Annotated in this window: 23 protein-coding genes; 11 read left to right on the top strand and 12 right to left on the bottom strand. The window is 60.6% G+C overall.

Annotation, left to right across the window (positions count from 1 at the left end; all coding sequences use genetic code 11):
* Nucleotides 1-107: 107 nt before the first annotated feature.
* From CVV65_RS02845 to CVV65_RS02820, 7 genes are all read right to left on the bottom strand, one after another.
* Nucleotides 108-1,613, bottom strand: a complete 1,506-nt coding sequence (locus CVV65_RS02845; RefSeq protein ID WP_232796693.1) for a zinc ribbon domain-containing protein — start codon at nucleotides 1,611-1,613, stop codon at nucleotides 108-110.
* Complete coding sequence (locus tag CVV65_RS02840) at nucleotides 1,510-2,100, bottom strand: IS607 family transposase (RefSeq protein ID WP_232796692.1); 591 nt, start codon at nucleotides 2,098-2,100, stop codon at nucleotides 1,510-1,512. The genes CVV65_RS02845 and CVV65_RS02840 overlap by 104 nt, the downstream gene beginning before the upstream one ends.
* Before the next feature lie 19 nt (nucleotides 2,101-2,119).
* Nucleotides 2,120-2,494 carry a YlbF/YmcA family competence regulator gene (locus CVV65_RS02835; protein WP_157935353.1) on the bottom strand — a complete coding sequence of 125 codons (375 nt, stop codon included), beginning with the start codon at nucleotides 2,492-2,494 and terminating at the stop codon, nucleotides 2,120-2,122.
* Between the two features lie 52 nt (nucleotides 2,495-2,546).
* Complete coding sequence (locus CVV65_RS02830) at nucleotides 2,547-2,705, bottom strand: hypothetical protein (protein ID WP_198592104.1); 159 nt, start codon at nucleotides 2,703-2,705, stop codon at nucleotides 2,547-2,549.
* A gap of 152 nt (nucleotides 2,706-2,857) precedes the next feature.
* A complete protein-coding gene (locus tag CVV65_RS02825) occupies nucleotides 2,858-4,528 on the bottom strand; it encodes a heavy metal translocating P-type ATPase (protein ID WP_407928381.1) in 1,671 nt (556 codons plus the stop codon).
* Entirely contained in the window at nucleotides 4,444-4,794 is a 351-nt protein-coding gene (locus tag CVV65_RS17375; protein WP_407928380.1) for a cation transporter, read from the bottom strand. The genes CVV65_RS02825 and CVV65_RS17375 overlap by 85 nt, the downstream gene beginning before the upstream one ends.
* Entirely contained in the window at nucleotides 4,778-5,179 is a 402-nt protein-coding gene (locus CVV65_RS02820; protein ID WP_100669125.1) for an ArsR/SmtB family transcription factor, read from the bottom strand. Before CVV65_RS02820 ends, CVV65_RS17375 begins: the two co-directional genes overlap by 17 nt.
* Nucleotides 5,180-5,507: 328 nt before the next feature.
* On the opposite strand from CVV65_RS02820, the gene CVV65_RS02815 reads away from it, so the two are divergent.
* The 5 genes from CVV65_RS02815 to CVV65_RS02795 are packed head-to-tail and all read left to right on the top strand — an operon-like array spanning nucleotide 5,508 to nucleotide 10,043.
* Entirely contained in the window at nucleotides 5,508-6,146 is a 639-nt protein-coding gene (locus tag CVV65_RS02815) for a glycerol-3-phosphate responsive antiterminator (RefSeq protein WP_100666852.1), read from the top strand.
* On the top strand, nucleotides 6,143-7,420 hold the full coding sequence (locus CVV65_RS02810; protein ID WP_100666851.1) for an ABC transporter substrate-binding protein: 1,278 nt from the start codon (nucleotides 6,143-6,145) through the stop codon (nucleotides 7,418-7,420). Before CVV65_RS02815 ends, CVV65_RS02810 begins: the two co-directional genes overlap by 4 nt.
* A gap of 22 nt (nucleotides 7,421-7,442) precedes the next feature.
* Complete coding sequence (locus CVV65_RS02805; protein ID WP_232796749.1) at nucleotides 7,443-8,294, top strand: sugar phosphate isomerase/epimerase family protein; 852 nt, start codon at nucleotides 7,443-7,445, stop codon at nucleotides 8,292-8,294.
* A 1-nt stretch (nucleotide 8,295) separates the two neighbouring features.
* The gene (locus tag CVV65_RS02800; protein WP_100666849.1) at nucleotides 8,296-9,237 is read left to right on the top strand and encodes a carbohydrate ABC transporter permease; all 942 of its coding nucleotides are present in this window, start codon (nucleotides 8,296-8,298) and stop codon (nucleotides 9,235-9,237) included.
* Nucleotides 9,234-10,043: a carbohydrate ABC transporter permease gene (locus CVV65_RS02795; protein ID WP_100666848.1), complete on the top strand. Its 810-nt coding sequence runs from the start codon at nucleotides 9,234-9,236 to the stop codon at nucleotides 10,041-10,043. The genes CVV65_RS02800 and CVV65_RS02795 overlap by 4 nt, the downstream gene beginning before the upstream one ends.
* 101 nt (nucleotides 10,044-10,144) lie before the next feature.
* Here CVV65_RS02795 and CVV65_RS02790 read toward each other — a convergent pair whose 3' ends face one another.
* The 4 genes from CVV65_RS02790 to CVV65_RS02775 form a co-directional block, all read right to left on the bottom strand.
* Nucleotides 10,145-10,705, bottom strand: a complete 561-nt coding sequence (locus CVV65_RS02790) for a TetR/AcrR family transcriptional regulator (protein WP_100666847.1) — start codon at nucleotides 10,703-10,705, stop codon at nucleotides 10,145-10,147.
* Nucleotide 10,706: 1 nt separating this feature from the next.
* On the bottom strand, nucleotides 10,707-11,420 hold the full coding sequence (locus tag CVV65_RS02785; protein ID WP_100666846.1) for an MBL fold metallo-hydrolase: 714 nt from the start codon (nucleotides 11,418-11,420) through the stop codon (nucleotides 10,707-10,709).
* 135 nt (nucleotides 11,421-11,555) lie between these two features.
* Nucleotides 11,556-12,008 carry a type II toxin-antitoxin system VapC family toxin gene (locus tag CVV65_RS02780; protein WP_100666845.1) on the bottom strand — a complete coding sequence of 151 codons (453 nt, stop codon included), beginning with the start codon at nucleotides 12,006-12,008 and terminating at the stop codon, nucleotides 11,556-11,558.
* The gene (locus tag CVV65_RS02775) at nucleotides 12,009-12,326 is read right to left on the bottom strand and encodes an AbrB/MazE/SpoVT family DNA-binding domain-containing protein (protein WP_100666844.1); all 318 of its coding nucleotides are present in this window, start codon (nucleotides 12,324-12,326) and stop codon (nucleotides 12,009-12,011) included.
* Between the two features lie 329 nt (nucleotides 12,327-12,655).
* On the opposite strand from CVV65_RS02775, the gene CVV65_RS02765 reads away from it, so the two are divergent.
* From CVV65_RS02765 to CVV65_RS02740, 6 genes are all read left to right on the top strand, one after another.
* Nucleotides 12,656-13,378, top strand: coding sequence for an IS607 family transposase (locus CVV65_RS02765; protein WP_100666842.1), 723 nt, complete (start codon nucleotides 12,656-12,658; stop codon nucleotides 13,376-13,378).
* Nucleotides 13,275-14,771 (top strand): zinc ribbon domain-containing protein, encoded by a 1,497-nt coding sequence (locus CVV65_RS02760; protein WP_232796691.1) that lies wholly within the window; start codon nucleotides 13,275-13,277, stop codon nucleotides 14,769-14,771. Before CVV65_RS02765 ends, CVV65_RS02760 begins: the two co-directional genes overlap by 104 nt.
* A 367-nt stretch (nucleotides 14,772-15,138) precedes the next feature.
* On the top strand, nucleotides 15,139-16,641 hold the full coding sequence (locus tag CVV65_RS02755; protein WP_157935351.1) for a TIGR02677 family protein: 1,503 nt from the start codon (nucleotides 15,139-15,141) through the stop codon (nucleotides 16,639-16,641).
* The gene (locus CVV65_RS02750; RefSeq protein ID WP_100666840.1) at nucleotides 16,638-17,870 is read left to right on the top strand and encodes a TIGR02678 family protein; all 1,233 of its coding nucleotides are present in this window, start codon (nucleotides 16,638-16,640) and stop codon (nucleotides 17,868-17,870) included. The genes CVV65_RS02755 and CVV65_RS02750 overlap by 4 nt, the downstream gene beginning before the upstream one ends.
* A gap of 4 nt (nucleotides 17,871-17,874) precedes the next feature.
* Complete coding sequence (locus tag CVV65_RS02745; protein ID WP_198592103.1) at nucleotides 17,875-22,086, top strand: TIGR02680 family protein; 4,212 nt, start codon at nucleotides 17,875-17,877, stop codon at nucleotides 22,084-22,086.
* Nucleotides 22,086-23,465, top strand: a complete 1,380-nt coding sequence (locus CVV65_RS02740; protein ID WP_100666838.1) for a TIGR02679 family protein — start codon at nucleotides 22,086-22,088, stop codon at nucleotides 23,463-23,465. The genes CVV65_RS02745 and CVV65_RS02740 overlap by 1 nt, the downstream gene beginning before the upstream one ends.
* Nucleotides 23,466-23,830: 365 nt before the next feature.
* Here CVV65_RS02740 and CVV65_RS17345 read toward each other — a convergent pair whose 3' ends face one another.
* Nucleotides 23,831-24,112, bottom strand: a complete 282-nt coding sequence (locus CVV65_RS17345) for a hypothetical protein (RefSeq protein ID WP_407928379.1) — start codon at nucleotides 24,110-24,112, stop codon at nucleotides 23,831-23,833.
* Between the last annotated feature and the right edge of the window lie 17 nt (nucleotides 24,113-24,129).

Genomic DNA, 24,129 nt, shown 5'->3' with positions numbered 1-24,129 from the left:
GCTCAGAGCCATCCCGTACCACACGGGCACTCGCGAAAGGCAGGGGCGTGAGCCCCTGTCCCGTCCAGGCGGTTAGCCTCCCGCGAGACCAGAGGGGTATTTTGCCCTCAGGCAACCTCTGGCTTTGGGTCATCCCCTTTGCGGGGATACACGAATGTCTTCGTCCATTTCCTGTACAGGTTCATCATCCCCACAAAATCCGCGTCCGCGTTGTACCGGTGGTTCGGGTTCTTGCATGTGAACCGTGAGCCGTTGCGTTCCCCGAGCACCTTGCAGTGCGGACAGACCTGGGAGGTATAGGCCGGGTTGCGCTCCACCGTCAGAATCCCTTCCCGAAACGCCAAGTCCCGGACCCATTCCATGATCTGTCCGCGCAACCAATACGCCCGTTTGTGGTTCTTCCGATCGCTCCGGCTCATCTTCTCTTTCGGCGGCCGGTACCGGCGCAGGTGCTCGAACACGATCACCCTTGCGCCGTGCTCCCTCGCGAATCGGACAATGGCCACGGCCGTCTGCTTGGCCGCATTTTCGTCCAGGTTCCGGATCTTGTTCCACAAGTTCGCGTTGTCTTGGACGCCCGGCTGGAGCCGTCCGCTTTGTTTCCGCTTGCGGTGAATGACGGTCAACAGCCGGTGCCGGCGATGGTTCAAGGCCCTGCCGTCCACGAACCTCGTGGCCGCCAGCCGCCCTTCCACGAACGCTCCCATTACCGCCAGCCTGCCCACGCCCAGGTCCACCGCGACCACCGGCATCTGTGGGTTTGCCCGGCGCTGTTCCTCTGCCTTCCGGGGTTTGTCGACGGATTTCTCCATCGGGATGTGCAGCGCATAGCGCATCCCGCCTGGATATCGTTTGTCCCGCTTCCCGTACACCGTCAGGGATTTCGCCACCCATGTCCCAGCCCCGGAGCCCCCTTTTTCTTCGCCGGAACCGGCCTGGCCCGTCTTTGAACGTTTCCTTTCCCGAGCGATGCGTTCTTTCTCCAGGGCGGACCCGGCGAGAAGCCCTTCAGCCTGGGCATGAACCACCACCGGCAGCGACACCTTTTCCCACTTCTGCCCCGTGTGCAGTTTCAGGCTAATGAACGTATGCCGCTTTTTCTTCTGCGGGTTTAGGTCATACGCGGGGTGCTCGACCATCCCCGCATAAAACGTCACCGGTTCGTTCGGTGCGCCGGGTCGTGGTTCCCGCCCGCGCTGGTCCGGTGCTGTTTCCTCCCAAGTTTTCAGGTGGCTCCACCAGGACCGCACCTTGCCGATAGCCTGGTTGATCGCCGCCCGCCGCAACTCCGTCGGCATCCCCTCCGCCGCCGGAACGTGTTCGTCGAGCGGCCACCCCGGGTTCGGGTGGGCTTTGGTCGCCAGGGTGTGAAACTCCGCGAAGGTCAACAGTTCCTGGTTGGTGCGCGTTCGTTCTTTGACCGTCCCGTCCTTCTTCCGAACCTGAACCGGCTCGTCCAACACGTTCAGATGGGCCGTGAAAAAGTCCATGTAAAACGCAATCACCTGGTTATAGATGTCCTTGGTCATCTCCAGCGCCTCCGTCTTGCACCGGTGGACCTCCCTGTGAATCCCGATCCGGATCGTCTTGATGACCGCGGCCAGCGCCCTCACCCCCCATCTCTTTCATGGCCTGCCCGATCTTTTTCCGGAACTCCTGCGACCGCTTGCCGTACATCCGGGCTGAAAACACGGTGATGATCGTCAACAGATCCTCCACCAGCTCCTGCTGGGATGTCTTCGGCTCGGTCTTGTGAGTGGACTCGACCGTCACCCCGTGGCTCTCGAAAAACCGTTCCAGATACCGGTATCCGAACCGCGCCAGCCTGTCCGGGTATTCAATCAGTACCCGGTCGATCTCCCCGTCTTCGGCGAGTTTGAGCAGGGCCGCCAGTTGTTTCCGGTTCTCGCCCACCCCCGACGCCTGTTCGGAAAACACCCGGACCACATCGTACCCGCGTTCTTCCGCGTACCGCTCCAGCCGTTCCCGTTGCCGCTGGAGATTGCCGTCCACAATAAAGAGAAGCAGGGCAACCGTCTGAGACGGAAGACACCGCCAGAGAAAAGGAGAAATACAAAACGTGCGGTCGGCCGAGATCACCGGTCCGCCATGCGACCCGTCACCGATGCTCCGATGTCTCTGTCTCCCTTTTACCGGGCAAGTCAACCACAGGGGCAATCGCCTCAGCGAGAATCCGCTGAATATCGTCCATGACTACAGATAATCTCGACTCCGCCTCTAAATACGCCCGAACGACGGAGTGCAACATAGCCACCTCCTGGAGCTTGCGCAACTGCTCCTGCTCTTCGGTGGTTACCGTTTGCCCGCCCATCGACTTGAGTTGAAGTTCTAACGTGCGGCGCCGGATATCATGGGCCATCCGCAAAGCTTCCGGATCGGCCTCCAATCGTTCCTTGGCCTCTTTGAGGTTCCGATACCATTCACTCTCCCGAAGCGCCCTCGCAAGCCCATGTGCGTAATCATACGGATTCACGAACAGGTACCTCCCTTGCAGTCAGCTCAGAACGGTCTATTGGAGCGTTCCGCTAAGCCAATTTCGTTTCGTACCGCCGGAACCACCCCGGCGCATCGACAAACGTGCCGTCCGACAATCCCGCAAAATGCACGATCCCCCGGTCGATGCCGATCGCCGACCCGGATGGATGAACCGGCTCCGGCACGTCGATCTCCGTGAGAATTGTCACGTTTCTATGATACACCCAATCTACCAAGAAAACAAACGTATATTTGCCAAAAGAAGCAGCGTTCCTCTGTCTTTGATCCGGCAGGAAAAAGTCCGAATGATGCGCCTTATCCTCTTCCCGAAGGAAGAGGTTTGCGGCGCGAATTTTTTGGATCAATCTTTATTGATGTTTTTGTGAGCAGTTGCGAGCCCCTGCGATACACGATTCGCACTGATATGTTTGCGCCGTCTAATCGTGATAAAACTCCTGCATCTTGAGGGTCGAACCCGCAACAGGCGCAGGGAGTTGGCGGTAACCAAAAGGGTGGCGCCCATGTCGCCGACGATGGCGAGCCACAAGGTGAGCCAGCCGGGGAATGCGAGGAGTAAAGCCGCAGTCTTCATGAAAAGGGCGATGAAAATATTTTGTTGAATGATCCGCAAGGTGACTCGACCCAAGTGGACGGCGAAGGGAACTTTCGACAGATCGTCGTTCATCAAAGCGACATCTGCGGCCTCCAGTGCGAGATCGGTCCCCGAAGTCCCCATGGCGATTCCGGTGGTGGCAGCAGCCAGGGCCGGGGCGTCATTCACCCCGTCGCCCACCATCCCCACCCGACCGTACCATTGCCTTAGTTCGGAAACGGCTCGGATCTTGTCCTCGGGAAGCAACCCTGCTCGCACCTCGTCCACACCCACGGTCCGGCCGATCGCCCGGGCAGTCGCCTGATTGTCGCCGGTTAACAGAACCGTGGGCCCGATCCCGGCCATTTTGAGGTTCGCGACCACCTCCCGGGCCGAAGGCCGCACCCGGTCGGCCAGGGCAATCAAGGCGGTCACGGTGTCCCTTCGCCCGAGAAGCACCAGCGTTTTCCCCTCCTCCTGAAATCCCCGAATTCGATGGTCCACGGCCGCCAGGTCCACCCCGCGCTCCTTGAACCAAGGGGGACTACCGATCCAATACTCCGCGCCACCCACCGTCCCTCGCGCCCCCCGTCCGGGAAAGCTCTCAAAATCCTCCACTTCCCCGGGAGTGAGGCCGCGGTCTGCGGCTGCGCGCAGGATCGCCCCGGCCAACGGATGCTCCGAATAGCGCTCAATCCCCGCCGCCACCCGGAGGATGTCTTCTTCAGTAATATTTTGGAGTCCGACCACGTCCGTGACCACCGGCTCGCCCAGGGTCAATGTACCCGTCTTGTCAAAGGCCATCGCCCGGAGACGGCCGATATTTTCCAAATGAATGCCACCCTTGATCAGCACCCCGTTTCGGGCCGCCACGCCCATCGCCGTCACCACCGCCAGCGGGGTCGAAACCACCAGGGCACAGGGACAGGCCACCATGAGCAGGGCCAACGCTTCATAGATAGACGGCTGCCAAGCCGCACCCCAGACGAGAGGCGGAATGAGGGCCATGCCCACCGCCAGAACCGTAACCGCCGGTGTGTAAACTCTGGCGAAACGGTTGACAAACTCCTGGGTCGGGGCCCGCTCGGCCTCGGCTTTTTCCACCAGGGCAATGACCCTCGCCAGGGTGCTGTCCTCAGCCCGGGTGGTCACTTCGACCTCGATGGCGCCCGAATGGTTCAGTGACCCGGCAAACACCTGATCGCCAGCTTCTTTGGCCAAGGGGAGCGACTCGCCGGTAATGGCCGCCTCGTTCACCTCGCTGCGCCCCCGGATCACCCTTCCGTCCAGGGCAATTTTTTCCCCTGGCCGCACGATCATCACGTCACCGATCCGGATGGCCTCGACGGGCAAAATCATTTCCCGTCCCTCCCGGCGAACCATCGCCCGGGTGGGAGCCATCTCCGCCAGGGAGCGGATCGAGCGGCGGGCCCGGTCCATGGCGTGGTTCTCCAAGGCTTCACTCCACTCAGTGGTTGCCCGACCACGATCAATTGGGAGGATCCGAAGAGCACCCGGGCATCCAGCACCCCGGGTGCTCGTTTGACTTTGTCTTCAAATTTCGCGGCACAATCGGCGCAGCTCACATTCGCCAACCGATACACATGTTCCTGGGGCCGGACCGGATCCGGGCTATTCCCGGATTGGCCCGGTTTCTCCGCGACCCCGGGGGCTCGATCCTGCAGGCGGTCATTCGGCACAGCCACCCGACTCCCCCCTTCCATATAGCCGCAGTACTTCTTGAAGGAGGTGGCGGACATGGGGACTTTGCAGGCGGTAAAAGACCATTTTGCCCTCCCGACGACTGGCGGCAAGGCCCATATGTGAGAGCAACCGCAGGTGATGGGACGCATTGGCGTTGGTGATCCCCAGGATGGTGGCCACGTCGCACACGCACAACTCATCTTCCCGACAGAGGGCATAGACGAGTTTTAAGCGGGTATCATCCGCCAACACTTTGAACAGATCGGCCATGCCTTCGGTCACGTGCAGCTCTCGCCGGCGCCGCTGCACCTTCTCCGGGTCATAGCCGAACACCTCGCAACTCCCCTGGCCTCCCGCCGGGCGCCACGACGCAAGATCGTCCTGCAACGCGACACCCTTTGACCCATTCCTTCGGTCTACCACCGCGCTCCCCTCCGTCCCGATATCATATTCAAGCATACGTTTAATTGTTAGTGTATACCCAGCCAGCACGATGTCAAGGCTGGTAGGTCTTGAGAAGATTTTACGCAAAATCGACCGAAACGTTACCTGCGAGTCACGGGGGATTCATATTCCCGTGCCATGATAGCAAATGAAAAGACCATGGGACAAGAGGACGGCTTGCAGGCGGAGTCGAGGAGAAAGCCTGGCACAAGACAACCACCCGCGGAAGGGATTGTCGTGTGCCCATTTTTGTTTCGAGGGGGGCGGGAGGATGCCGGGAGAGGGGGCGATCATGCACAAGCAGTCGGAGGAACGGCTTCGGTTCCGGGGTTCGATCATTCTCTCGGTACACGAAGAGTCCTTGATTGAGACGGCTTTGGCCACGCCGGTGGAAGACGTGTTCCTGCTGATCGGGGATGTGTGCACCCTGCCGGGGTATTTGGAACAGCTGCGCCGGCACGGGAAACGGGTTTTTCTGCACATGGACATGGCCAAGGGCCTGTCGCCGGACAAAGCGGCACTGCGATACGTGGCGGAAACGCTTCGCCCGGCAGGGATCGTCTCGACAAAAAGTCAGGTGGTTCGGGCGGCGAAGAGCCTGGGTCTCGCGGCGGTGCAGCGGCTGTTTCTCATCGATCGGCCGGCCCTGGAGTTGGGGCTGCGCACCCTGGCGGAAAATCGCCCGGACGCCGTGGAGATCATGCCCGGCCTGATGCCCCGGGTCATCCGAGAAGTGGTGGATCGGGTGTCCATTCCGGTGATCGCCGGAGGGCTGATCCAGGCACCGGATGAGGTGGGACAGGCTCTGGCGGCGGGAGCCCGTGCGGTTTCCCTGGGGCGGCCGGAGTTGTGGCGGTGGACGGAAGACCAGGTACGGACAATCCAACAAAAAGGAGCGGATCCGGAATGAAGCGGATGGGGATCGCGGCGGCGGTTTTGGCGGTGGCCACGGTCTTGGCGGGCTGTGGAGGTACCACATCAACTCCGGCGGGCGGCAGTCAACCCGTGACCATCGAATATTACCACGTGAATTCCGATAGCTTTGGCGGGCCGGCGGTGCGGGAATTGGTCCAGAAGTTCAACCAGACCCACAAGGACGTCCAGGTGGTGGACCGTTTTCAACCCGACATGTACGCCGGGCTCATGCAAAACCTCCAATCGGCCATTGCGGCGGGCAAACCCCCGGCGGTGTCCCAGATCAGCTACAGCCATTTGGACTATGCGGCGGGGAATTTTCCCCACGTCGCCATCGCGGACCTGTTCAAAGACGATCCGACGTTTTTGAGCGATTTTCCGAGCAATATTCTCGATTTGGGCAAGGTCAAAGGCAAAGTCGAGGGCATTCCCTACTCGATCAGCAATCCGGTGATTTATTATAACGCCGACCTGTTCAAGAAGGCCGGACTCGACCCCGCCAATCCCCCGAAGACCTGGGATGAAGTCCGGACCATGGGGAAGACGATCAAAGACAAGACCGGAGCCTGGGGGGCATTTATCCGCAATGAGGATAACTGGTCGACCCAAGCGCTGATCGAATCCAACGGCGGTCACATCGTGAATCCGGACGGCACCCTGGGACTCACCGATCCCCCGGCGGTTCAGGCGATTCAGATGTGGGGCGACATGGTCAATAAAGACAAGATCATGCCCAATGTGACCTATCAAGAAGCCCAGCAGGCGTTTCTGTCGGGAAAATTGGCCATGTACATCGCCACGGTGGCGGAGTTGGCCAGCCTGAAGAAGCAGGCGACCTTCGATCTGCGCACGGCCCTTTACCCGACCTTCGGGGACAAACCCCGGAAAGTGCCGGCCGGCGGTAACGTGCTCATGGTGTTCGCCAAAGATCCCGCCCAGCAAAAGGCGGCCATGGAGTTTATCCAATTCCTCGAGTCTCCCGACAACCTGAAAACGTGGTCCCTGGGCACGGGCTACCTGCCCTCCCGGTTGGCGGCCGGGGGCCAGGACGTCACCCAGGCCCTGCTTCAAGCCCAGCCACTGATGAAACCGGCGGTGGAACAGCTCAAAGAGGCGGTGCCGTGGAAAAATATCCCTGGTCCGAACAGCCTGCAGGGAGAAAAAATCCTTTTGGACGCCCGGATGAGTGTGTTGGCCGGCAAAAATGATGCCCAGTCAGCGTTGCAGTCGGCGAAAGATCGAATCACTCCGCTTCTGCCAAAGCCGTGAGGGGGGTTCAGAGGTGAATAAGATGCAGGAACGACGAGAAGAAAACGGGAAAACCGACGAGCGGGGACAGTGGTTCGTGTCCGCCCTGCCCTTGCTGGGCCAGGGGCTAACCGAGATTCTCCAGACCGCCCGGGAGTGGGAGTGGCCTGGGGTGGAGCTCGTCATGGACGGCGAGGTGTGGCAGCACCCCGGCGGGGCGATTCAACACATTCGTAAGAGCCTGCTCGGAGAAGATCTGCCCATCACCCTCCACGCGCCGGTGTTCGAGATCAATTTGGCGAACCCCCTTTATCCGGAACAACGGCTCCTGGCCGAGCGCCAGTACGTGGGCGCCCTGGTCACGGCGGCGGAACTGGGCGCTGGCCACGTGGTGATTCATCCCGGGTACGGCTCCCGCACCTACGACCGGGATCTGGCCCAGTCTTTTGCCCGGGAGCACTTGGCCCGGCTGTGCAAAATGGCCGAGCGCCTAGGCGTGCTCATGGTGGTGGAGAACGCCGGGGTGGGGCCCGCCGCTTTGTTCGACCAGAACGAGTTCGCGGCGTTGATCGAAGAATTTTATTCCCCTTATTGCGGGGCCATCGTCGACATCGGCCACGCCTTCGCCAACGGGTGGGACCTGCCCGGTTTGTTCGCCGCCCTGGGGGACCGGGTCCGGGCGGTGCACATCCACGACAACGGCGGATCGGCGGACGAGCACCTGCCCCTCGGTCACGGGCACCTGCCCTGGGCGGAGGTGGAGCGGGCGATCCGGGCCCTGCCCAGTCCCGTTCATCAGGTGATCGAATATCGAGAGGACACGGACCTCGAGGTGATCCGCTCCCACGTCGCTCGGCTCACGGGTAGGGAGCGGGCGAAGGCCGGGGGGATCTGACATGGAGCGGGTGTTGGCGGATACCCCCGTCGCATCCGAGTCCGGGAAGGAGGCGAGGGCGAGTCGGCGCGCCCTCGCCGGACTCGGGCCTTACGCCTATTTACTGCCGGTGCTGGCGATTCTGGGCGTATTCGTATACTGGCCCCTGGTTCAGACGGCGATTCTGTCCTTGTACGAATGGAATCGGGTCAGTCCGGCCAAGACCTACATCGGCGGCCGCAATTACGCGGAACTCTTCGGAAGCCGGGATTTTCGGCTGGCCGTATGGAACACCCTGCAATACATGTTTTGGATTCTCCTCGGCAAAGGGGCACTGCCCCTGATTGCCGCCTGGGCCGTGGCGGAAATCACCGGGCCCTGGCACCGGGTTTACCGGGGTGTGCTGTTTGTGCCGGCGGTGGTGTCGGCGGCGGTGGCCTCGCTGTTGTGGTTGTGGATCCTCAACCCCATCGGCGGAGTTTTGAACGGGCTACTGCAGGTCTTCGGCATCCAGGGACCCATGTGGTTGTCGGATCCCCACTGGGTGGTGGTCGCCCTGTCGGCGGTTGGAGCCTGGAAAGGCTTTGGCCTGAGCTTCATCCTCTATTTGGCAGGACTTGTAAATATCCCCCAGGAGTACGTGGAGGCGGCCCGGGTGGATGGTGCCGGCCGCTGGCAGATTTTCTGGCGGGTCACCTGGCCCCTGCTCATGCCCACCACCGTCTTCGTCACTTTGACCTCGGCCCTGGAAGCGGTGCAGGATGTTTTTGTCCCCATTCAAATGCTGACCCAGGGCGGGCCCAACCAGGCCAGCACCAACCTCGTGTACCTCATCTGGGAGCAAGGCTTTCAATTTTTCCGGACCGGAATGGCTTCGGCCACCAGCGTAGTGGTGTTCGTCGCGTTCTTGGTGCTGGCGGTCTGGCAAATCCGGGTCATCGACAGGAGGCTGAGGGAGGAATGAGCCGGTCGACCTGGTGGATGCACGGGATGGCGGCGGTGTCCGCGTTGCTGCTGTTGTTCCCACTGCTGTGGATGATTTCGACGTCCCTGAAAACCCCGGAACAAGTATTCGGGGGCGGGTGGCTCCCCCATCCGGCGACATGGATGAATTACGTGGAGGCCTTCGCCGGGGCGCCGCTCGGGGTTTATTTTAAAAATACCCTGATCGTGGCGGTGCTGGTGACGGTTGGGCAGGTGGTCACGGCCATCCTGGCGGCGTATGTGTTCGGCCTGTTTCGGTTCCCGGGGAGGGATTTGCTGTTTTATTTGGTGATCGGGACGATGATGATCCCGATCCAGGTGACCCTGCTTCCGAATTATTTGTTGATCTCCTCCTTGGGCTGGCTCAACACGTACCTCGGGGCAGCGGCGCCTCAGTTGGCCAACGCTTTCGGGGTGTTTTTCCTTCGCCAGCACCTGCTCGGTTTTCCCCGGGAACTGCTCGAAGCCGCCCGGGTGGACGGGGCGGGGACCTGGCGGACGCTGTGGCAAGTGGTGGTGCCGGTCATCCGATCGCCCATTGTGGCACTGGTGATCTTGGTATTTGTGAACACCTGGAACGAGTACCTCTGGCCGCTGGTGGTTTTGACCGACCCGCCGATGAAAACCCTGACCGTCGGCCTTCAAGGGTTCGTGAGCATGGAAGGTGGCAACAATTGGGGGCCGCTCATGGCGGCCGCGACACTGACCACCCTGCCAGCGCTTCTTCTCTATCTTGTCGCCCAGCGCCAGATCATCTCCAGTTTTATGCAGTCGGGGTTAAAATAGTCTCGCCCGAGGGCATCCCCGTGGTCACCCCTTCGCCATCCCGGACGGGACTCACATCGTTCGGGGATGGCGGCCCCGGCCGAACCCAAAATTGAACGGTGTTATGGGCAAACACTTCGTAAAAACATGGCAATCAGTCGTTGGTAACTTTCGTCTGTCGACAAATCCATCCCGAACCCGCCTTCCAGCTCAAGAGAGGCAAATCCGTGACCGATGGCACGGAAGCCCCGAATGACATGGATCGCCTCTTGGTCGCTCAATGCACACGGCCTCAGCACCGTCAGCACCGTTTCAATGATGGCTTGAGAAGCAGATTGTACCTCGGAATCGCCTTGTTTTGGAGCACGCAGCGTGGCGGTATACACACCCGGTCTCTCTTTCGCAAACGCACGATACGCCAGCAGCATAGAAGCCAACGCGTCGGCCCGGGATTTTCCCAGGGCGGCCCGTTCCAGGCGTCTGTTCAATTCCTTCATGCCAAGCAAGGACAACTCCCGAAGAAGCCCATCCAGTCCTTCAATGTGATTATAAAGAGACGGTGCTCGGACCTTCAGATGATCTGCCACGGCAGACAAGGTGAGTTTCTCCAGGCCGATTTGGTCCGCCAGTTCTCCTGCGGCCTGTGTGATCATCACCTTGTCCAGCCGAGGTTTTTTTGCCATTTTAGACCTCCCCCTTGAATACTTCCTCCGCTTTGTTGATGGCACGATTCATGGCCTCCAGGGGATTGGTCAATACCTTCCCGTGTCCCACCGCCAGCTGTGACGGACGTAAATCGCGCAGCCGTCTTGCACTTCCTAGTGCTGTCAGCTTGTGCCACGTCGCAAGTGCCGGAAACGGAAACAATGGACGGACGACGCCGGAGACCGCTATTCCACCGTGCGTCTGAAACGCATCTCCCGCAATAAGCGTTCGATCGCGCACATCGAAAAACGCCACATGACCCGGCGTGTGCCCGGGACACGAAATGACCTCCAGGCTGCCGATCCGGTCCCCCTCCTCCAGATACCGAGTGGGCCGGGTCGTGCGAGGCGTAATACCGCCTCTGATCCTAGTCTGGAATTCCTGGGGGTCCACACTGGTGTCACCGACAAGCAGTCGACTGTCCCGCCGCGAAATCATGACCTCGGCATCCGGCAATAACATGTGCAGAGAGTCCAAAGCCCCGATGTGGTCCGCATGACCGTGAGTCAGAAGGATTCGCCTGATGGGGAGTCCAAACGTCGCAGCGGCACGTTGAATCGCCTTCGCGCTGGATGGAAGGGCAGCATCAATCAACGTTGCACCGTCATCCTCTTGAACGAGGTAGCAATTCACAGGAAACACACCTGGGAAAAATGTAATTTGCACGTAGTGGCCGAATCGAGTCAACTTCAACAGTGTCACCCTCTCCTAAAACTAACCATAGTATATATTGAATTAATTATATTAGTTTTTCAAGATAGCACGTTCTAAGACATATGAGCACGTGCCGGGCATCACTATATACCCGTAGGGAAGTGAGCAGGCTCGTCATTCCCGTTGACCTTGTGCTTCTTTAACTCTTTTCACAATTTCCGGCGGTTTAAACCATTCGATGTCGAGGCGCCGGAAATCCCGATCCCACGTGATGATTCGAGGGGTTGTGCTGAATTTTGCCTTACGCGCCACGTATGCATCGATAAAATCTACATTATGCTGTTCATAATCATCTAACGCGCCCTCTACCACTTCTTTTTCGTCAAACTCAATCACATTACTCGTCAAGTATCGGCGCAATGCTTTGGCGATTTCCCCAGGTTTATGTTCGTAGACCGATTCCAAGACCCAAACACATTCTGCAACAACCATAGACGAAGCCCTTAGTTTGATCGCGCCTCGATCAACGAACGAAACCAGCTCCAATGTTTCTTTGGTCATTCCTTCTGGATCTTCCGTTATAAGGCGTAATAACAAATTTGTATCAATCCAAAAACACTCGGCCAATTATTCATCCTCCCTTAACGCATGCTTGCGGACAGCCATGATCCTTCGGGCCTTTTTGCGAATAACCTCAAAATCCCCATCAACGCGTTTCTTGGCAGGAAGTATTCCAATCAAATCTGATAGTTTTTCCCGCTTTTTTGCTCTCATTACAATCTCCCCAAAATCATTCAAAGAGAAAATCACCTGATCCCCAGGCTCAATGTTTAACAGTCGTCGAACTTCTGCCGGAATAACAACTTGCCCTTTGCTGGAAATTGTCCTAGTAGCCAACACTTTTTTCTCCCTCTCCTTCTGTATAGATTTATCTTTCTCTTTCATTTTACGTCTTACCTCCCTCATTGTAAATCATGACTCTTATGTCTTACCGTATAAGATATTCTTACCCTCACACAATTATTCCATACGCTCATTCATCGGCACCGGATCAAGTGGTGGTTTGTGGTGGTTTAATGACAGTACCCTTGATTTAACGCGGTGAACGTCGCGTGCAACGCCTGCCACCGTCTCAATTCACGCACAATGGCCTCTCCGGTGTACCAGCGTTCCGCCTGTTCCCGATCGCGTTCTTTCTCGTCTTCGATGGTCTTAACCGACTCGGAGGTTAAAAATATATCCGCATAGACCATATTTTATAATAATATATATTCATGAAAGACACACAGTATCTCCCCATCGGCAAAGTGGCAAAAATGCTGGGACTGACCGTGCAGACGATCCGACGCTGGGACAGGGATGGAAAGATTCATTCCATTCGTTCGCCGGGGAACCACAGGTTGTTCGACGTCGAGGAGGTGAGGCGACTTTTGGGGAAACGGGCCGGGGACCGGACGGCGATCTACGCCCGGGTGTCTTCGGCCAAGCAAAAGGCGGACGGCAATCTCCAGCGGCAGCGGGAACGGCTGGAGCGGTATGCGGAAGAGCACGGGTACGATGTGGTCCGGGTGTTTTCCGAACAGGCGTCGGGAGTGGGCGAGAACCGGAAACAACTGGCGGCCCTGCTCAAACTTGCGGAAGACGGGGAGATCGACCGGGTACTGATTGAATACCCGGACAGGCTGGCGCGGTTCGGATACCGGTATCTGGAACGGTTTTTCGAGAGCCACGGGGTGACGGTCGAGTCCACTCACAAGACCGAGCCCAAGACATCCCAGCAGGAGCTGGTGGAGGATCTGTTGACGATCATCACCGTGTTTTCAGCCCGGATGTACGGCAAGCGGTCGCAGGAGTTCCGGAAAAAGGTCCAAAAAGCCATGAACGAGATGGGAGGTGAGGACGCTGGCGACTGTCATCAGGGCGATCCGCATCGGGATTCACAAGGAGGTCCATCGGTGCAAGACGGAGGCGCTGGAGCGGACGAAGGATATCTATAACCAAGTGGTCGCTTTTTACATGGACTTTTTCGCGGCGCACCTGAAGGTGTTGGACGAGCCGGTCCAGGTTCGAAAAAAGGACGGGACGGTCAAAGAACGAACGCGCACCAACCAGGAACTGCTGACCTTTGCGGAGTTTCACACCCTGGCGACCAAAGCCCACCCGAACCCGGGGTGGCCGCTCGACGAACACGTTCCGGCGGCCAGAGGAATGCCGACGGAGTTGCGGCGGGCGGCGATCAACCAGGCGATTGGCAAGGTGCGGTCCTGGTGGAGCCACCTGAAAACTTGGGAGGAAACAGCACCGGACCAGCGCGGGCGGGAACCACGACCCGGCGCACCGAACGAACCGGTGACGTTTTATGCGGGGATGGTCGAGCACCCCGCGTATGACCTAAACCCGCAGAAGAAAAAGCGGCATACGTTCATTAGCCTGAAACTGCACACGGGGCAGAAGTGGGAAAAGGTGTCGCTGCCGGTGGTGGTTCATGCCCAGGCCGAATCGCTTCTCGCCGGGTCCGCCCTGGAGAAAGAACGCATCGCTCGGGAAAGGAAACGTTCAAAGACGGGCCAGGCCGGTTCCGGCGAAGAAAAAGGGGGCCGGACATGGGTGGCGAAATCCCTGACGGTGCACGGGAAGCGGGATAAACGGTATCCGGGCGGGGTGCGGTATGCGCTGCACATCCCGATGGAGAAATCCGTAGACAAACCCCGGAAGGCAGAGGAACAGCGCCGGGCAGACCCACAGATGCCGGTGGTTGCGGTGGACCTGGGCGTGGGCAGGCTGGCGGTGATGGGAGCGTTTGTGGAGGGAAAACTGGCGGCCACGAGGTTCGTGGACGGCAGAGCCCTGAACCATCGCCGGCACCGGCTGTTGACGGCAATCCACCGCAAGCGGGAGCAAAGCGGACGGCTCCAGCCGGGCGTCCAGGACAACGCGAACTTGTGGAACAAGATCCGGAACCTGGACGAGAACGCGGCCAAGCAGACGGCCGTAACCATTGTCCAATTCGCGATGGAGCACGGCGCAAGGGTGATCGTGTTCGAGCACCTGCGCCGGTACCGGCCGCCCAAGGAGAGGATGAGCAAAAGCGGTCGGAAGAACCACAAACGGGCGTATTGGTTGCGCGGACAGATCATGAAATGGGTCCGGGACTTGGCGTTTCGTGAGGGAATTCTGACGGTCGAGCGCAACCCGGCCTACACTTCCCAGACCTGTCCGCACTGCAAGGTGCTCGGGGAACGCAACGGCTCACGGTTCACATGCAAGAACCCGAACCACCGGTACAGCGCGGACGCGGATTTTGTGGGGATGATGAACCTGTACAGGAAATGGACGAAGACATTCGTGTATCCCCGCAAAGGGGATGACCCAAAGCCAGAGGTTGCCTGAGGGCAAAATACCCCTCTGGTCTCGCGGGAGGCTAACCGCCTGGACGGGACAGGGATTCACGCCCCTGCCTTTCGCGAGTGCCCGTGTGGTACGGGATGGCCCTGAGCTTCTCTCTTCGGGGACCGGCTTGCCGATCTTAGGCGGTCGGATGCGGGAGGAAGCACACGCCGAGAAGCGCGCCCACCCCGGGGGCGGCTCCCTTCCGGATGGAAGGAGACAAAGGTCAGGCCGACGGCGGTTTGTTGGATAGTTTTGATAAGATATCCCGGCAGCTGCTGATACCACCTGCTTTCCTACAAATTGGGGTATAATAAGTTTTTGAAAATCCCGTGTGTGTTTGTATGAAACCCCTGAAAGGATGTTGCCGGTGAATCCGAACGCCCCGGTCGATGCGCGCATACGTGCGGTCCCGGAAACCAAGTACCTCAACGCCGACAACGTGGCCCGGTACCGCCTGATCATGCGCTTCTTTTACGACAATTACCGAAAACTGAAATACTGGCTGAAACCCGAAGAGGTATTTGAGGCCGTCTCAGCCACCGGGCGGGTGTCGGAGTACACCCTGGAGTTGTGCCGGCAGGACCTGGAGGTTTTGACCGAGTGGAAAAATCTCGCCAAGCGCCACGACGGAGGGCGGGCGGCGACCATCGAAGAATACTTGCGCAAGCGGTTTCGCTACCAAATGACCCGGTATGCGGTGGAAATCGAACGCATGCTGGAAGCGCTGGAGAATCTGCAGGGATACGGCGGTTCTCTGGAGCCGACGCTGCTGGAGCGCCTGGCCGGTTACTTGCGCACCGTCGTGGAACGCGACACGGCGTTCACCCCGGATGAGGCGGGGCGCCTGTGGCGCGATATCCAGGAGGCCTTCCGGAACCTTCAGGAGAACGCCTCGGACTACCTCGCCAGCCTGCACAGCGGCCGGGCCGAAGAGCTGATGGTCACCGAACAGTTTCTGCCGTTCAAAGACCGACTCACTCACTATCTCCAAAATTTCATGGTCGGATTGCAAAAATACGCCCCCCAGATCGAGGGGATCCTCCGGCGCACCGATCCCGATCGGTGGGAGCAATTCCTGCACGCCGTGGTTCAAGCGGACCTGCTCATGCCTTCCCTGGAAGAATCTTTCACCGAAGAAGAACAGCTCTGTCGTCGCCGCGAAGAATGGGCGGTGTTCGTCCAGTGGTTTACCGGGACGGACCGCGAGGAGAGCGATGTGGCCGATCTTGAGCGGGAAACGAAAAATGCCATCGCCCGGGTGGTACGGATGGCCGTGGCCATCCAGGAACGCCGGCGGGTGGGACTCAGTCGGCGACAGGAGCTGGACGATCTGGGGCAATGGTTTTTCCGGATCGACTCCCGGGCCGAAGCGGACAAGCTCGCCGCCTACGCCTTCGGTTTGTTCCGGGCCCATCATTTTCAAGGAGAACCCCAGCGAATCTCCGACGCCGGGGATCTGTCCATGTGGGATCAGCCGCCCCAGGTCCGCGCACTGGGATCGCGCAGCCGCGCCCGGCGCCGGGCGGGGAGCGCCGAGCCGGTCCGCGATACCCGGCGGGAACAGGCCGAGACCCGGGCCCTGGTGTTGGCCCGGAAGGCCGCCGAATCCGAAGTGGTGGCGCGGTTCCTCGAACTCGGGGAGTTCGATCTGAGCGAGTTGGACAGGCTGACCCCGTTTCACCGGCAGGTGCTGCTGCAATGGCTCAGCCGGTGCCTGTCCAACGTCTCGAGGACGGCCCATACTCCCGAAGGCCTTGAGGTCCACATCTCCGACCCGCCGGATCGCCGGCGGACGGTCCTCCAGTTTGAGGACGGAGAGATGTCCCTGCCGGATTTTCACGTCCGGGTGCGAGAGGTGACGGCGCGATGAAACGCATTCACCAAGCTTCCACGTCGACGGAGCCGTCGGGCGGCGAAACGATCGGCACTGACGAGTTCCGCACCGCCGCCCAGGCGCTCCTCAACCGCCCGTGGGTGACCAAGGCCGACGATCCGGAAGTCTTCCGCCTGATCAAAATGCACTACGGGCCGCTGCGGGACTGGTTTTACAACCACGTCGGGTACGGGTTGATTTTGACGCGGCACCTGGCCAAGTTAGAGAAAATTCCCGGGTCTTTTCAGCCGTGGATGGGCATCGAAGGCTTTCAGAGCTCCAGGGACTACGGCTTTTTTACCTATGGCCTGTGGTACCTCGAAGGGAAGGGCAACGGGGAACAATTCCTGCTTTCGGAAATGGTGGATTCCATCCGGGAGCATCTGCTCGGCATCGAAATCCATGTGGACTGGACGTTGTACGACCATCGCCAGTCCATGGCTCCGGCGCTGAAGAAACTGCGCCAGCTCCAGGTGCTGGTGGCCATCGAAGGGGAAGAGTGGGAGTGGGCCCGGGAAGGCGGGGACAGCAACGTGCTGTACGAATCCTCTCCGCTCGCGCATTATGTGCTGCGCCGATTCCCCAGGGAACTCGCGGCCTCCGGGAGCGTGGACGCGCTCATCGAGACGCTCGCAGAGTCTCGCCTGGAACAGGTGGGGGACGAAGAAGGGGCCGACGTGGTTCGGCGGCGCCACCGGGTGTTGCGCCGACTCCTGCTGGAGCCGATCGTGTACGATTGGCAATGGGAGGAAGAGGAGCGCCGGTACGTCCAAACCCAGCGCTCGTTCATCCTGCGGCAATTGTCCCACGTGGGACTGGAAGGAAGCCGTTTTCGGGAAGGGCTATATCTCTCCTGGCCCGAGCTCACAGGCGAGATGGCCCTCTTCCCCACCTCGGCAGCCATCTCCGATCTGGCCCTGGCCCTGGCCGGGGAACTGCGGCGGAGAATCGGGGCTGATCCCCGTGCCTTCGACCGGGACGATCGGGGTAATCTGGTGGTTTCTCTGTCGGAGCTGGAAGGGATGTTGATGCGGCTCAAAGACCGCCATGGCGCCTACTGGACAAAAGATCACCGGGAAAAGACCAGCGCCGTGCTGGCCGAGGAATTGATCGAGCACCTGGAGATGTGGAACCTCGGCGCTCGGGACGACACGGCATCGGTGCGGATCTATCCGGGCCTGTTGTTGTGGCAGGGCGAATACGACGATTGGAAGGATGAGGCGTAGCCGAATGAATACCCATCGCTGGCATCTGAACCGAGCCGGGCTGTTCAATTTCTGGTACTACGACGACGTGACGTTTCAGATCATCGACGGGCGGCTCATTTTTCGCGGGCCGAACGGCGCGGGAAAATCGGTGACCATGCAGACGTTTATCCCTCTGGTGTTGGACGGGGACAAACGACCTTCGCGGCTGGACCCTTTCGGATCAAAGGACAGACGCATCGAATATTATCTGCTCGGGGACGGGGACAGCGACATCCACGACCGCATCGGCTACGCCTATCTGGAGTTCTTTCACCCGGAAAAGCAGCAGTGCCTGACCGTCGGCATCGGACTCCGGGCCCGCAGGGGCCAGCCCCAAGTGGGATTCTGGGGATTTGCCGTCACCGACGGCCGGCGGATCGGCGAGGATCTTTTTCTGTACGACCGGGCCGTCTATGAGCGAGACGGGGAAAAGCTGCCGCTTGACCGGGCGGGCCTCGAGGCGGCCATCGGGCCGGGCGGCCAGGTGGTGCGGGAGCAGGGCGAGTATCGCCAACTGGTCAACCGCCTGCTGTTCGGTTATGCGGACCCCGAGGGATTCCGCGATTTGCTCAACCTTCTCATCCAGCTGCGCTCGCCGAAACTCTCGAAAGAGTTTCGGCCGTCGGCGGTGTACGAGATCTTAAACTCGGCATTGCCCCCGCTTTCCGAGGAGGAGTTGAACCCGCTCTCGTCGGTCTTGGAGGACCTGGACGAGATCGCGGACCGCGCGGAAGAACTGGAGCGCCAACTGGTGGCCGCCCGGCGGCTGCAGAGCGTGTACAACGACTACAATGAGCTGCGCCTGTACGAAGCGGGATCCCGGGTCCAGGAAGCATATCGCACCTTTGAAGAATCCCGAGCCGCGGCCGACCGTGCCGAGCGGGATTTTGCCGCAGAAGACACCCATTACCAAGAAGTGTCCGCCAAGGTGGAAGAGGCGGAGGCGCGGGTTCGGCAGGCGGAGAACCGTTTGGACATCCTGGAACACTCCGAGGCCATGGAGAAACATCGCGAGTTGGCGTCCCTGGAGGACCAGTTGAAAGACGCTGTGCGGGATGCGGAACGCCTCGACCGGCGGCGGCGGGAAACTGAGCAAGACTTGGAGAAACGAAGCCGCCTCGCCGAGGAGAATCGGGAGGAATTGGCCCGCTCCCGGCGAGAGTTGAACCGCCTCCTGGAGCGGATGAACGACTTGGCCAGCCGGTGCGAATTCGGCGATCACCAAGTCCACCTGCTCCGGCTCACCGCAGACCCCCCACCGGTGGAGGAGTCTTATTGGCACAATTGGACCCGGGACGTGGATGCCCACCGCAAACGGTTGCAAACGATGATGCAACTGGCGGTTGCTCGCCGGGAGGCCGAAGCCCGGGCCCGGCAGGAGGAGGCCCGCCTGTCCGAAGCCCGGGCGGAACGGGACGCCCGGGAACGCGATCTGCGCGACGCCGAAGCGGCATTGGAGGAAGCGCTTCGGATTCAGGGGGATCGTTTGCACGAGTGGTTTCAACACGTTGCGCACCTCCCGCTCTCTGTCGACATGTTCCGGACGATGTTGCACGATCTGGACCGCTACCCGGAGTTGCCATACGAACAGATCACGGCGCCGGTTCGGTCCGCTCTGGCCGATGCCGAACGCAACATCGGCGGGCAGCTTCTGCAACTTCGCCACGAACGCCGACTGGTGGAAAATGAGCGCGATCAGCTCAAAAGCGAACTGGCCGGGTGGATGGAGCGCCGGGAGCCCGAACCGCCGCGATCTCCAGCAAGGCAGGAGACTCGGGAACGGAGGCAACAAAGGGCAGTCGAGAGGGGAACAGCGGCCGGAGCCCCTCTCTATCGGGTGTGCGAATTTCGCGACGAAGTGGACGAGCCGACCAGGGCGGCTCTGGAGGCGGCGCTGGATCAGGCCGGCCTTTTGGATGCGTGGATCAGCTCGGAGGGCGTCGCGTTTGAGGCCGGAGACGAGGATGTCTTCTTGACGCCTCGCCCGGTGCTGTTCGGATACACCCTGGCCGATTACCTGCGACCGACCCCTCCCGATGAAAGCGGATTGACACCGGAGCAGGTCGACGACGTTCTGCGCACGATCCTCATTGGGGACAATCAGGACGGGGACGTCTGGGTGGGCGAGGCGGGGACCTATCGGATCGGACCTCTGACAGGTCAGGCGGCCGGTAAAGAGCGCGCCGAATGGATCGGTTACGACACCCGCCGCAGAACCCGCCTGGAACAGATCGAACGTTTGCGCCTGGAGATCGCGAACCGGGAAGAGACCATCGCCCGGATCTTGGAGCAGGAGGAGCAGCTCGAAACCGCCCTGGCATCCGCCCGGTCCGAAGCGGCGGCGGTCCCCGGTGAAGCCGATTTGTCGGCGGCGGCACAGGCCCGGCAGACCGCGCGCTGGGCTCTCGACCGAGCTGCCCAGTGGGAGCGGGCACGGGATGAAGACTACCGAAAGGCGGACCGGGCGCGGCGAGAGGCGCATCGGGCGTTCGCGGAACAGGCGGCGACCTGGGAACGGTTGCGCCGGGAGGAAGATTTTGAAGAGGCGTTGCGACAACTCAACGATTATCAACATGCCGGCATCGACGCCCGGCGCGTCATTCAATTGACGGAACGCATTCACCGAGAACTGGCTCGGCTGGAAGAGGAGATCACCGCCGGGAGGCGCCGATTGGAAGAAGAACAGGCGGCGCTGTCCGATCTGCACCGGCGCCGACAGGATCTCGAACAGCGGCGGGACACCCTGCGGGGGCTGCTGGAGGAAATGGGCCTTTTGGATCTGCACGATCAAATCGCCCGGCTGCGGGAAGAGCGAATGCACTGGCGGGAAACGGAACGGGCTCTCCAAGAGGAGCTGCGCGGAAGCGGCGAGCGCCGGGGCGCGCTCAAAACCGAATGGGAACATCGGAAAGAGGCGTTGACGCAGACTCGAAGCGCCGCGCGGGAAGCGGCGATGCGACTCGCCCGGGAATGGGCTCTGCGCCTGGTGGATCTGGAAAGAGAAATCGACGCTTCCGCGCTGGAAACCGTCGGTTCGCCGATCACGGCCAAGACTCCCGAAGGCCCGCATGACCATGCGGGCACTCCCGAGGATTCCGGAGAGCCGGAGGACCTCACGCCGTGGATCTCCCTCGGACAGGCCCTGGTCAAACGGTACAAGCCTCGATTCGCCGGCTGGCGCATGGACAATTTGACCATGAAGCTTCTGGACGTATTTTCCAAAGAGAAAAATGACCTCTTGGAATATGTGCTGGATTGTCACCTGGACGAGGAGCTGGGCCGATACTTTATTGAGTCTGTTCAGGACCGCGCCCAGCGGCGAACCCCGCGGGCCCTGTGCGAGAAACTGGCGTCGGATCTGGAGCAGCAGCGGCTTTTGATTCAGGAAAAAGAGCGGGAGCTGTATGAACAGGTTTTGATCCACAGTGTCGGCCGCGCCATTCGGGATAAAATCAACCGCGCCCAAGCGTGGGTGGCGGAGATGAACCGGTTCATGGCCGCCCGCAGGACGTCCAGCGGCCTGGTGTTGTCCTTGGAATGGAGGCCGCGGCGGGCGGAGACCGAGCAGGAACTGGATGCTGCAGAACTGGTGCAACTGTTGCGCAAGGCGCCGGAAACGTTGCGGGACGACGAGCTGGAACGGATGGTGGCCCATTTTCGCTCCCGCATTCACTGGGCGAAAGAAGAAGCCGAGCAAGGGGCGAACCTGCGGCGGATGATGGGGCAGTTGCTCGACTACCGGACGTGGTTCACGTTCACGCTCTATTTTCGCAAAGGAGACACGCCCCGCCGGGAACTCACCGACTCCCAGTTCAACGTGATGAGCGGGGGCGAGAAAGCCATGTCCATGTACATCCCGCTGCTTGCCGCCGCCGACTCCCGGTACAAGGACTCGAGGCCCGACGCCCCGCGGATCATCTCTCTGGACGAAGCGTTCGCCGGAGTGGACGATGAGAATCTGCGCGATATGTTCCAACTGCTCACCGAGATGGATTTTGATTATATGATGACGAGCCAAGTCCTGTGGGGCTGTTACGACACGGTGCCGTCCCTGGCGATTTACGAGATCGTGCGGCCGGGCAGCGCCCGCCATGTGACCACCATCGCCTATCGGTGGAACGGGCGCCGCCGGGAGGCCGTTGAGGACCAGGGGGCGCTGGAAGCGGCCGCCACCGCGGAAGGCAGGGGTTCGTGATGGGCGATGCGCGCCCGGATCCGCCACAAGTGGCCGAGATGCGTGAGCAGTTGCGGAACTATCTCGTTCAGCCCGGGCTTGCCCGCCTGTGGTCCGCCGCCCGGGATAAATTCGAACGATTGGGCCGGGTGGCGGGACGGATTCGCCTGACCGGTCTCGCTTCCGATGAACGGGAGGCGATTGGGGCGCTGCTGGCGGCTAACCTGTACGGCCGGGAAGAGGTTTCCCTCCGGCTTGCCGATCTGGATCGCGCTTTGCGAGAAACCCGGTTCGGCGTCGATCTGGTCACCTGTCTGCGGCTCTTGTACGGCGACCTGCACCTTCGCCCGGCGGAGCGGGCGGCGGATCAGGAGGCGTGGATCCGGTTTTGTGATTGGGTGCGCGGGACCGCCGTCCGACCATGGCTTGAGGGATGGGTGGACCGGTTGTGTCGGGGCCGGGGACCGGGCTACCGGACCTTTCTGGAATGTTACAAGACGTTTCGCGCCGCGGGGCGGTGCCCGGAATGGGAGTGGGCCGCTCGAGCGTTGTCGCGGGTGCCCCTCGGCAGCCCGGTGAGACTGCCGGTTCTCGCCGCGGAAACCGCCGGCGATCCCCATGGCTTGGATCGGGATCGCCTGGCCGGGAGAGTGTTTTACTGGGGACTCGTCGCCTGGGCCGAAGACCCGCAGGAAGAAGAACTGGAGTCCGAAGGAGAGCCGGATATCCTCGCTCCCACGGAACGGACGCGCCGCTTGTACGATCGGGCGGGCGTCCGGCTGGACGACATCAGTTCTGTGGTGTGGGTGGCCGGCTGGCCGGGCCTCTCCGACCTTCCGGCCGCTCTGCCCCTCTTCACCCTGGAACAGGTGAGAAACATCCCGCCGGTTTCGGAGGTCCATGTGGTCGAAAACCCCGCCGTCTTCGCCTCGTTGTATGAGCGCATTCGGGTGGACGACGGCGTCCCTGCACGGCCCCTGGTTTGTCCCAGCGGCCAACCCTCCGCCGCGGCGTTGAAACTGCTCGACGCAGTGGCGGAGAAAGGGCAAATTTGGTACAGCGGCGACTTCGATCCCCAAGGGCTTCAGATGGCCCTGGCTCTAAAGGAGCGGTACGGATCCCGATTTCGGCCCTGGCGGTTGGACCGGGAAACCTACTTGTCGGTGGACCATCCGGGGCTGCCGGACATCACCCCGGATGAAGATGCGACTCTGGGTCGGCTCACCATCCCGTGGGACCTGGAATTGATCCCGACCATGAGGACACGTCGGCGAAAAGTCTTTCAGGAGCAGCTCCTCGAACGTTTGGCCGCGGACCTCGAGAGCCACTCGCCCGGGCCGGCGGCGAACCGCCCCACGCCGCCGCAAGCTCCGGGCTTTCACCCGATCTCCGGAGAATAGATCGGCCCTCGGCGCCCCGGGTCCGCTGGGGTACCCGAGGCGGCGCGGGTGTATGAATATCGAAGGCAGATATCCGTTGGAACGGGCGAAAATCCTTTCCCGAACACCCGATTCCCGTTTTGAAGACCCGTCGGCGTTGCCTCTCTTCCCGCCATGCAGACAGACAAACAACGGTTCACCGTGACGGTATCCCTTCGGCTGGCCCTTCTCGCTGCACCGGACGACTTCCGACCCGCGGGCCGAACACCCCCTCCTGGTATGCTTCGCATTGACCCGGCTGGTGATGATTCCGCACCGCACTTCCAGGCTTTCTACGGGTATACCGGAATATCCTGTCCCGGAGCCAATAGTTCAACCTTTTCTCCTCACGTCTCGGTCGATGCTTTGCGCCTGAATTGTCGGCGCAACCACGGGATCACCCAGTAATCCAGGCCGACGGCGCCGGCGTTCCATCCGGCCACCAACAAAAGAAACTCCCCAATCAACAGATTGGGATTCGTACTGCTCGTCCCAGCCAACAAAAAAGCCATATTCATGACCGCACCCATGAGTGCCGCAAAGGTCGTCAAACACCCGAGCACCAGTGCGATACCAATCAAAAGTTCCCCCCAGGCGACGAGATAACTAAGAGCGACCGCGTTCGGCAAAGCGACCTCGCGAATGA

The organism is Kyrpidia spormannii (assembly GCF_002804065.1).
Taxonomy (GTDB): Bacteria; Bacillota; Bacilli; order Kyrpidiales; family Kyrpidiaceae; genus Kyrpidia; species Kyrpidia spormannii.
The sequence above is the reverse complement of the archived record's forward strand: the minus strand, read 5'-3'. Positions and strand labels throughout refer to the sequence as shown.

Coding starts and splice junctions, on each gene's coding strand:
- CVV65_RS02750 (WP_100666840.1), top strand. CDS start 16,638: ATGAAACGCATTCACCAAGCTTCCACGTCGACGGAGCCGTCGGGCGGC.
- CVV65_RS02775 (WP_100666844.1), bottom strand. CDS start 12,326: ATGAAAGAGAAAGATAAATCTATACAGAAGGAGAGGGAGAAAAAAGTG.
- CVV65_RS02795 (WP_100666848.1), top strand. CDS start 9,234: ATGAGCCGGTCGACCTGGTGGATGCACGGGATGGCGGCGGTGTCCGCG.
- CVV65_RS02825 (WP_407928381.1), bottom strand. CDS start 4,528: ATGGACCGGGCCCGCCGCTCGATCCGCTCCCTGGCGGAGATGGCTCCC.
- CVV65_RS02800 (WP_100666849.1), top strand. CDS start 8,296: ATGGAGCGGGTGTTGGCGGATACCCCCGTCGCATCCGAGTCCGGGAAG.
- CVV65_RS02790 (WP_100666847.1), bottom strand. CDS start 10,705: ATGGCAAAAAAACCTCGGCTGGACAAGGTGATGATCACACAGGCCGCA.
- CVV65_RS02745 (WP_198592103.1), top strand. CDS start 17,875: ATGAATACCCATCGCTGGCATCTGAACCGAGCCGGGCTGTTCAATTTC.
- CVV65_RS02815 (WP_100666852.1), top strand. CDS start 5,508: ATGCCGGGAGAGGGGGCGATCATGCACAAGCAGTCGGAGGAACGGCTT.
- CVV65_RS02740 (WP_100666838.1), top strand. CDS start 22,086: ATGGGCGATGCGCGCCCGGATCCGCCACAAGTGGCCGAGATGCGTGAG.
- CVV65_RS02765 (WP_100666842.1), top strand. CDS start 12,656: ATGAAAGACACACAGTATCTCCCCATCGGCAAAGTGGCAAAAATGCTG.
- CVV65_RS02805 (WP_232796749.1), top strand. CDS start 7,443: ATGCAGGAACGACGAGAAGAAAACGGGAAAACCGACGAGCGGGGACAG.
- CVV65_RS02810 (WP_100666851.1), top strand. CDS start 6,143: ATGAAGCGGATGGGGATCGCGGCGGCGGTTTTGGCGGTGGCCACGGTC.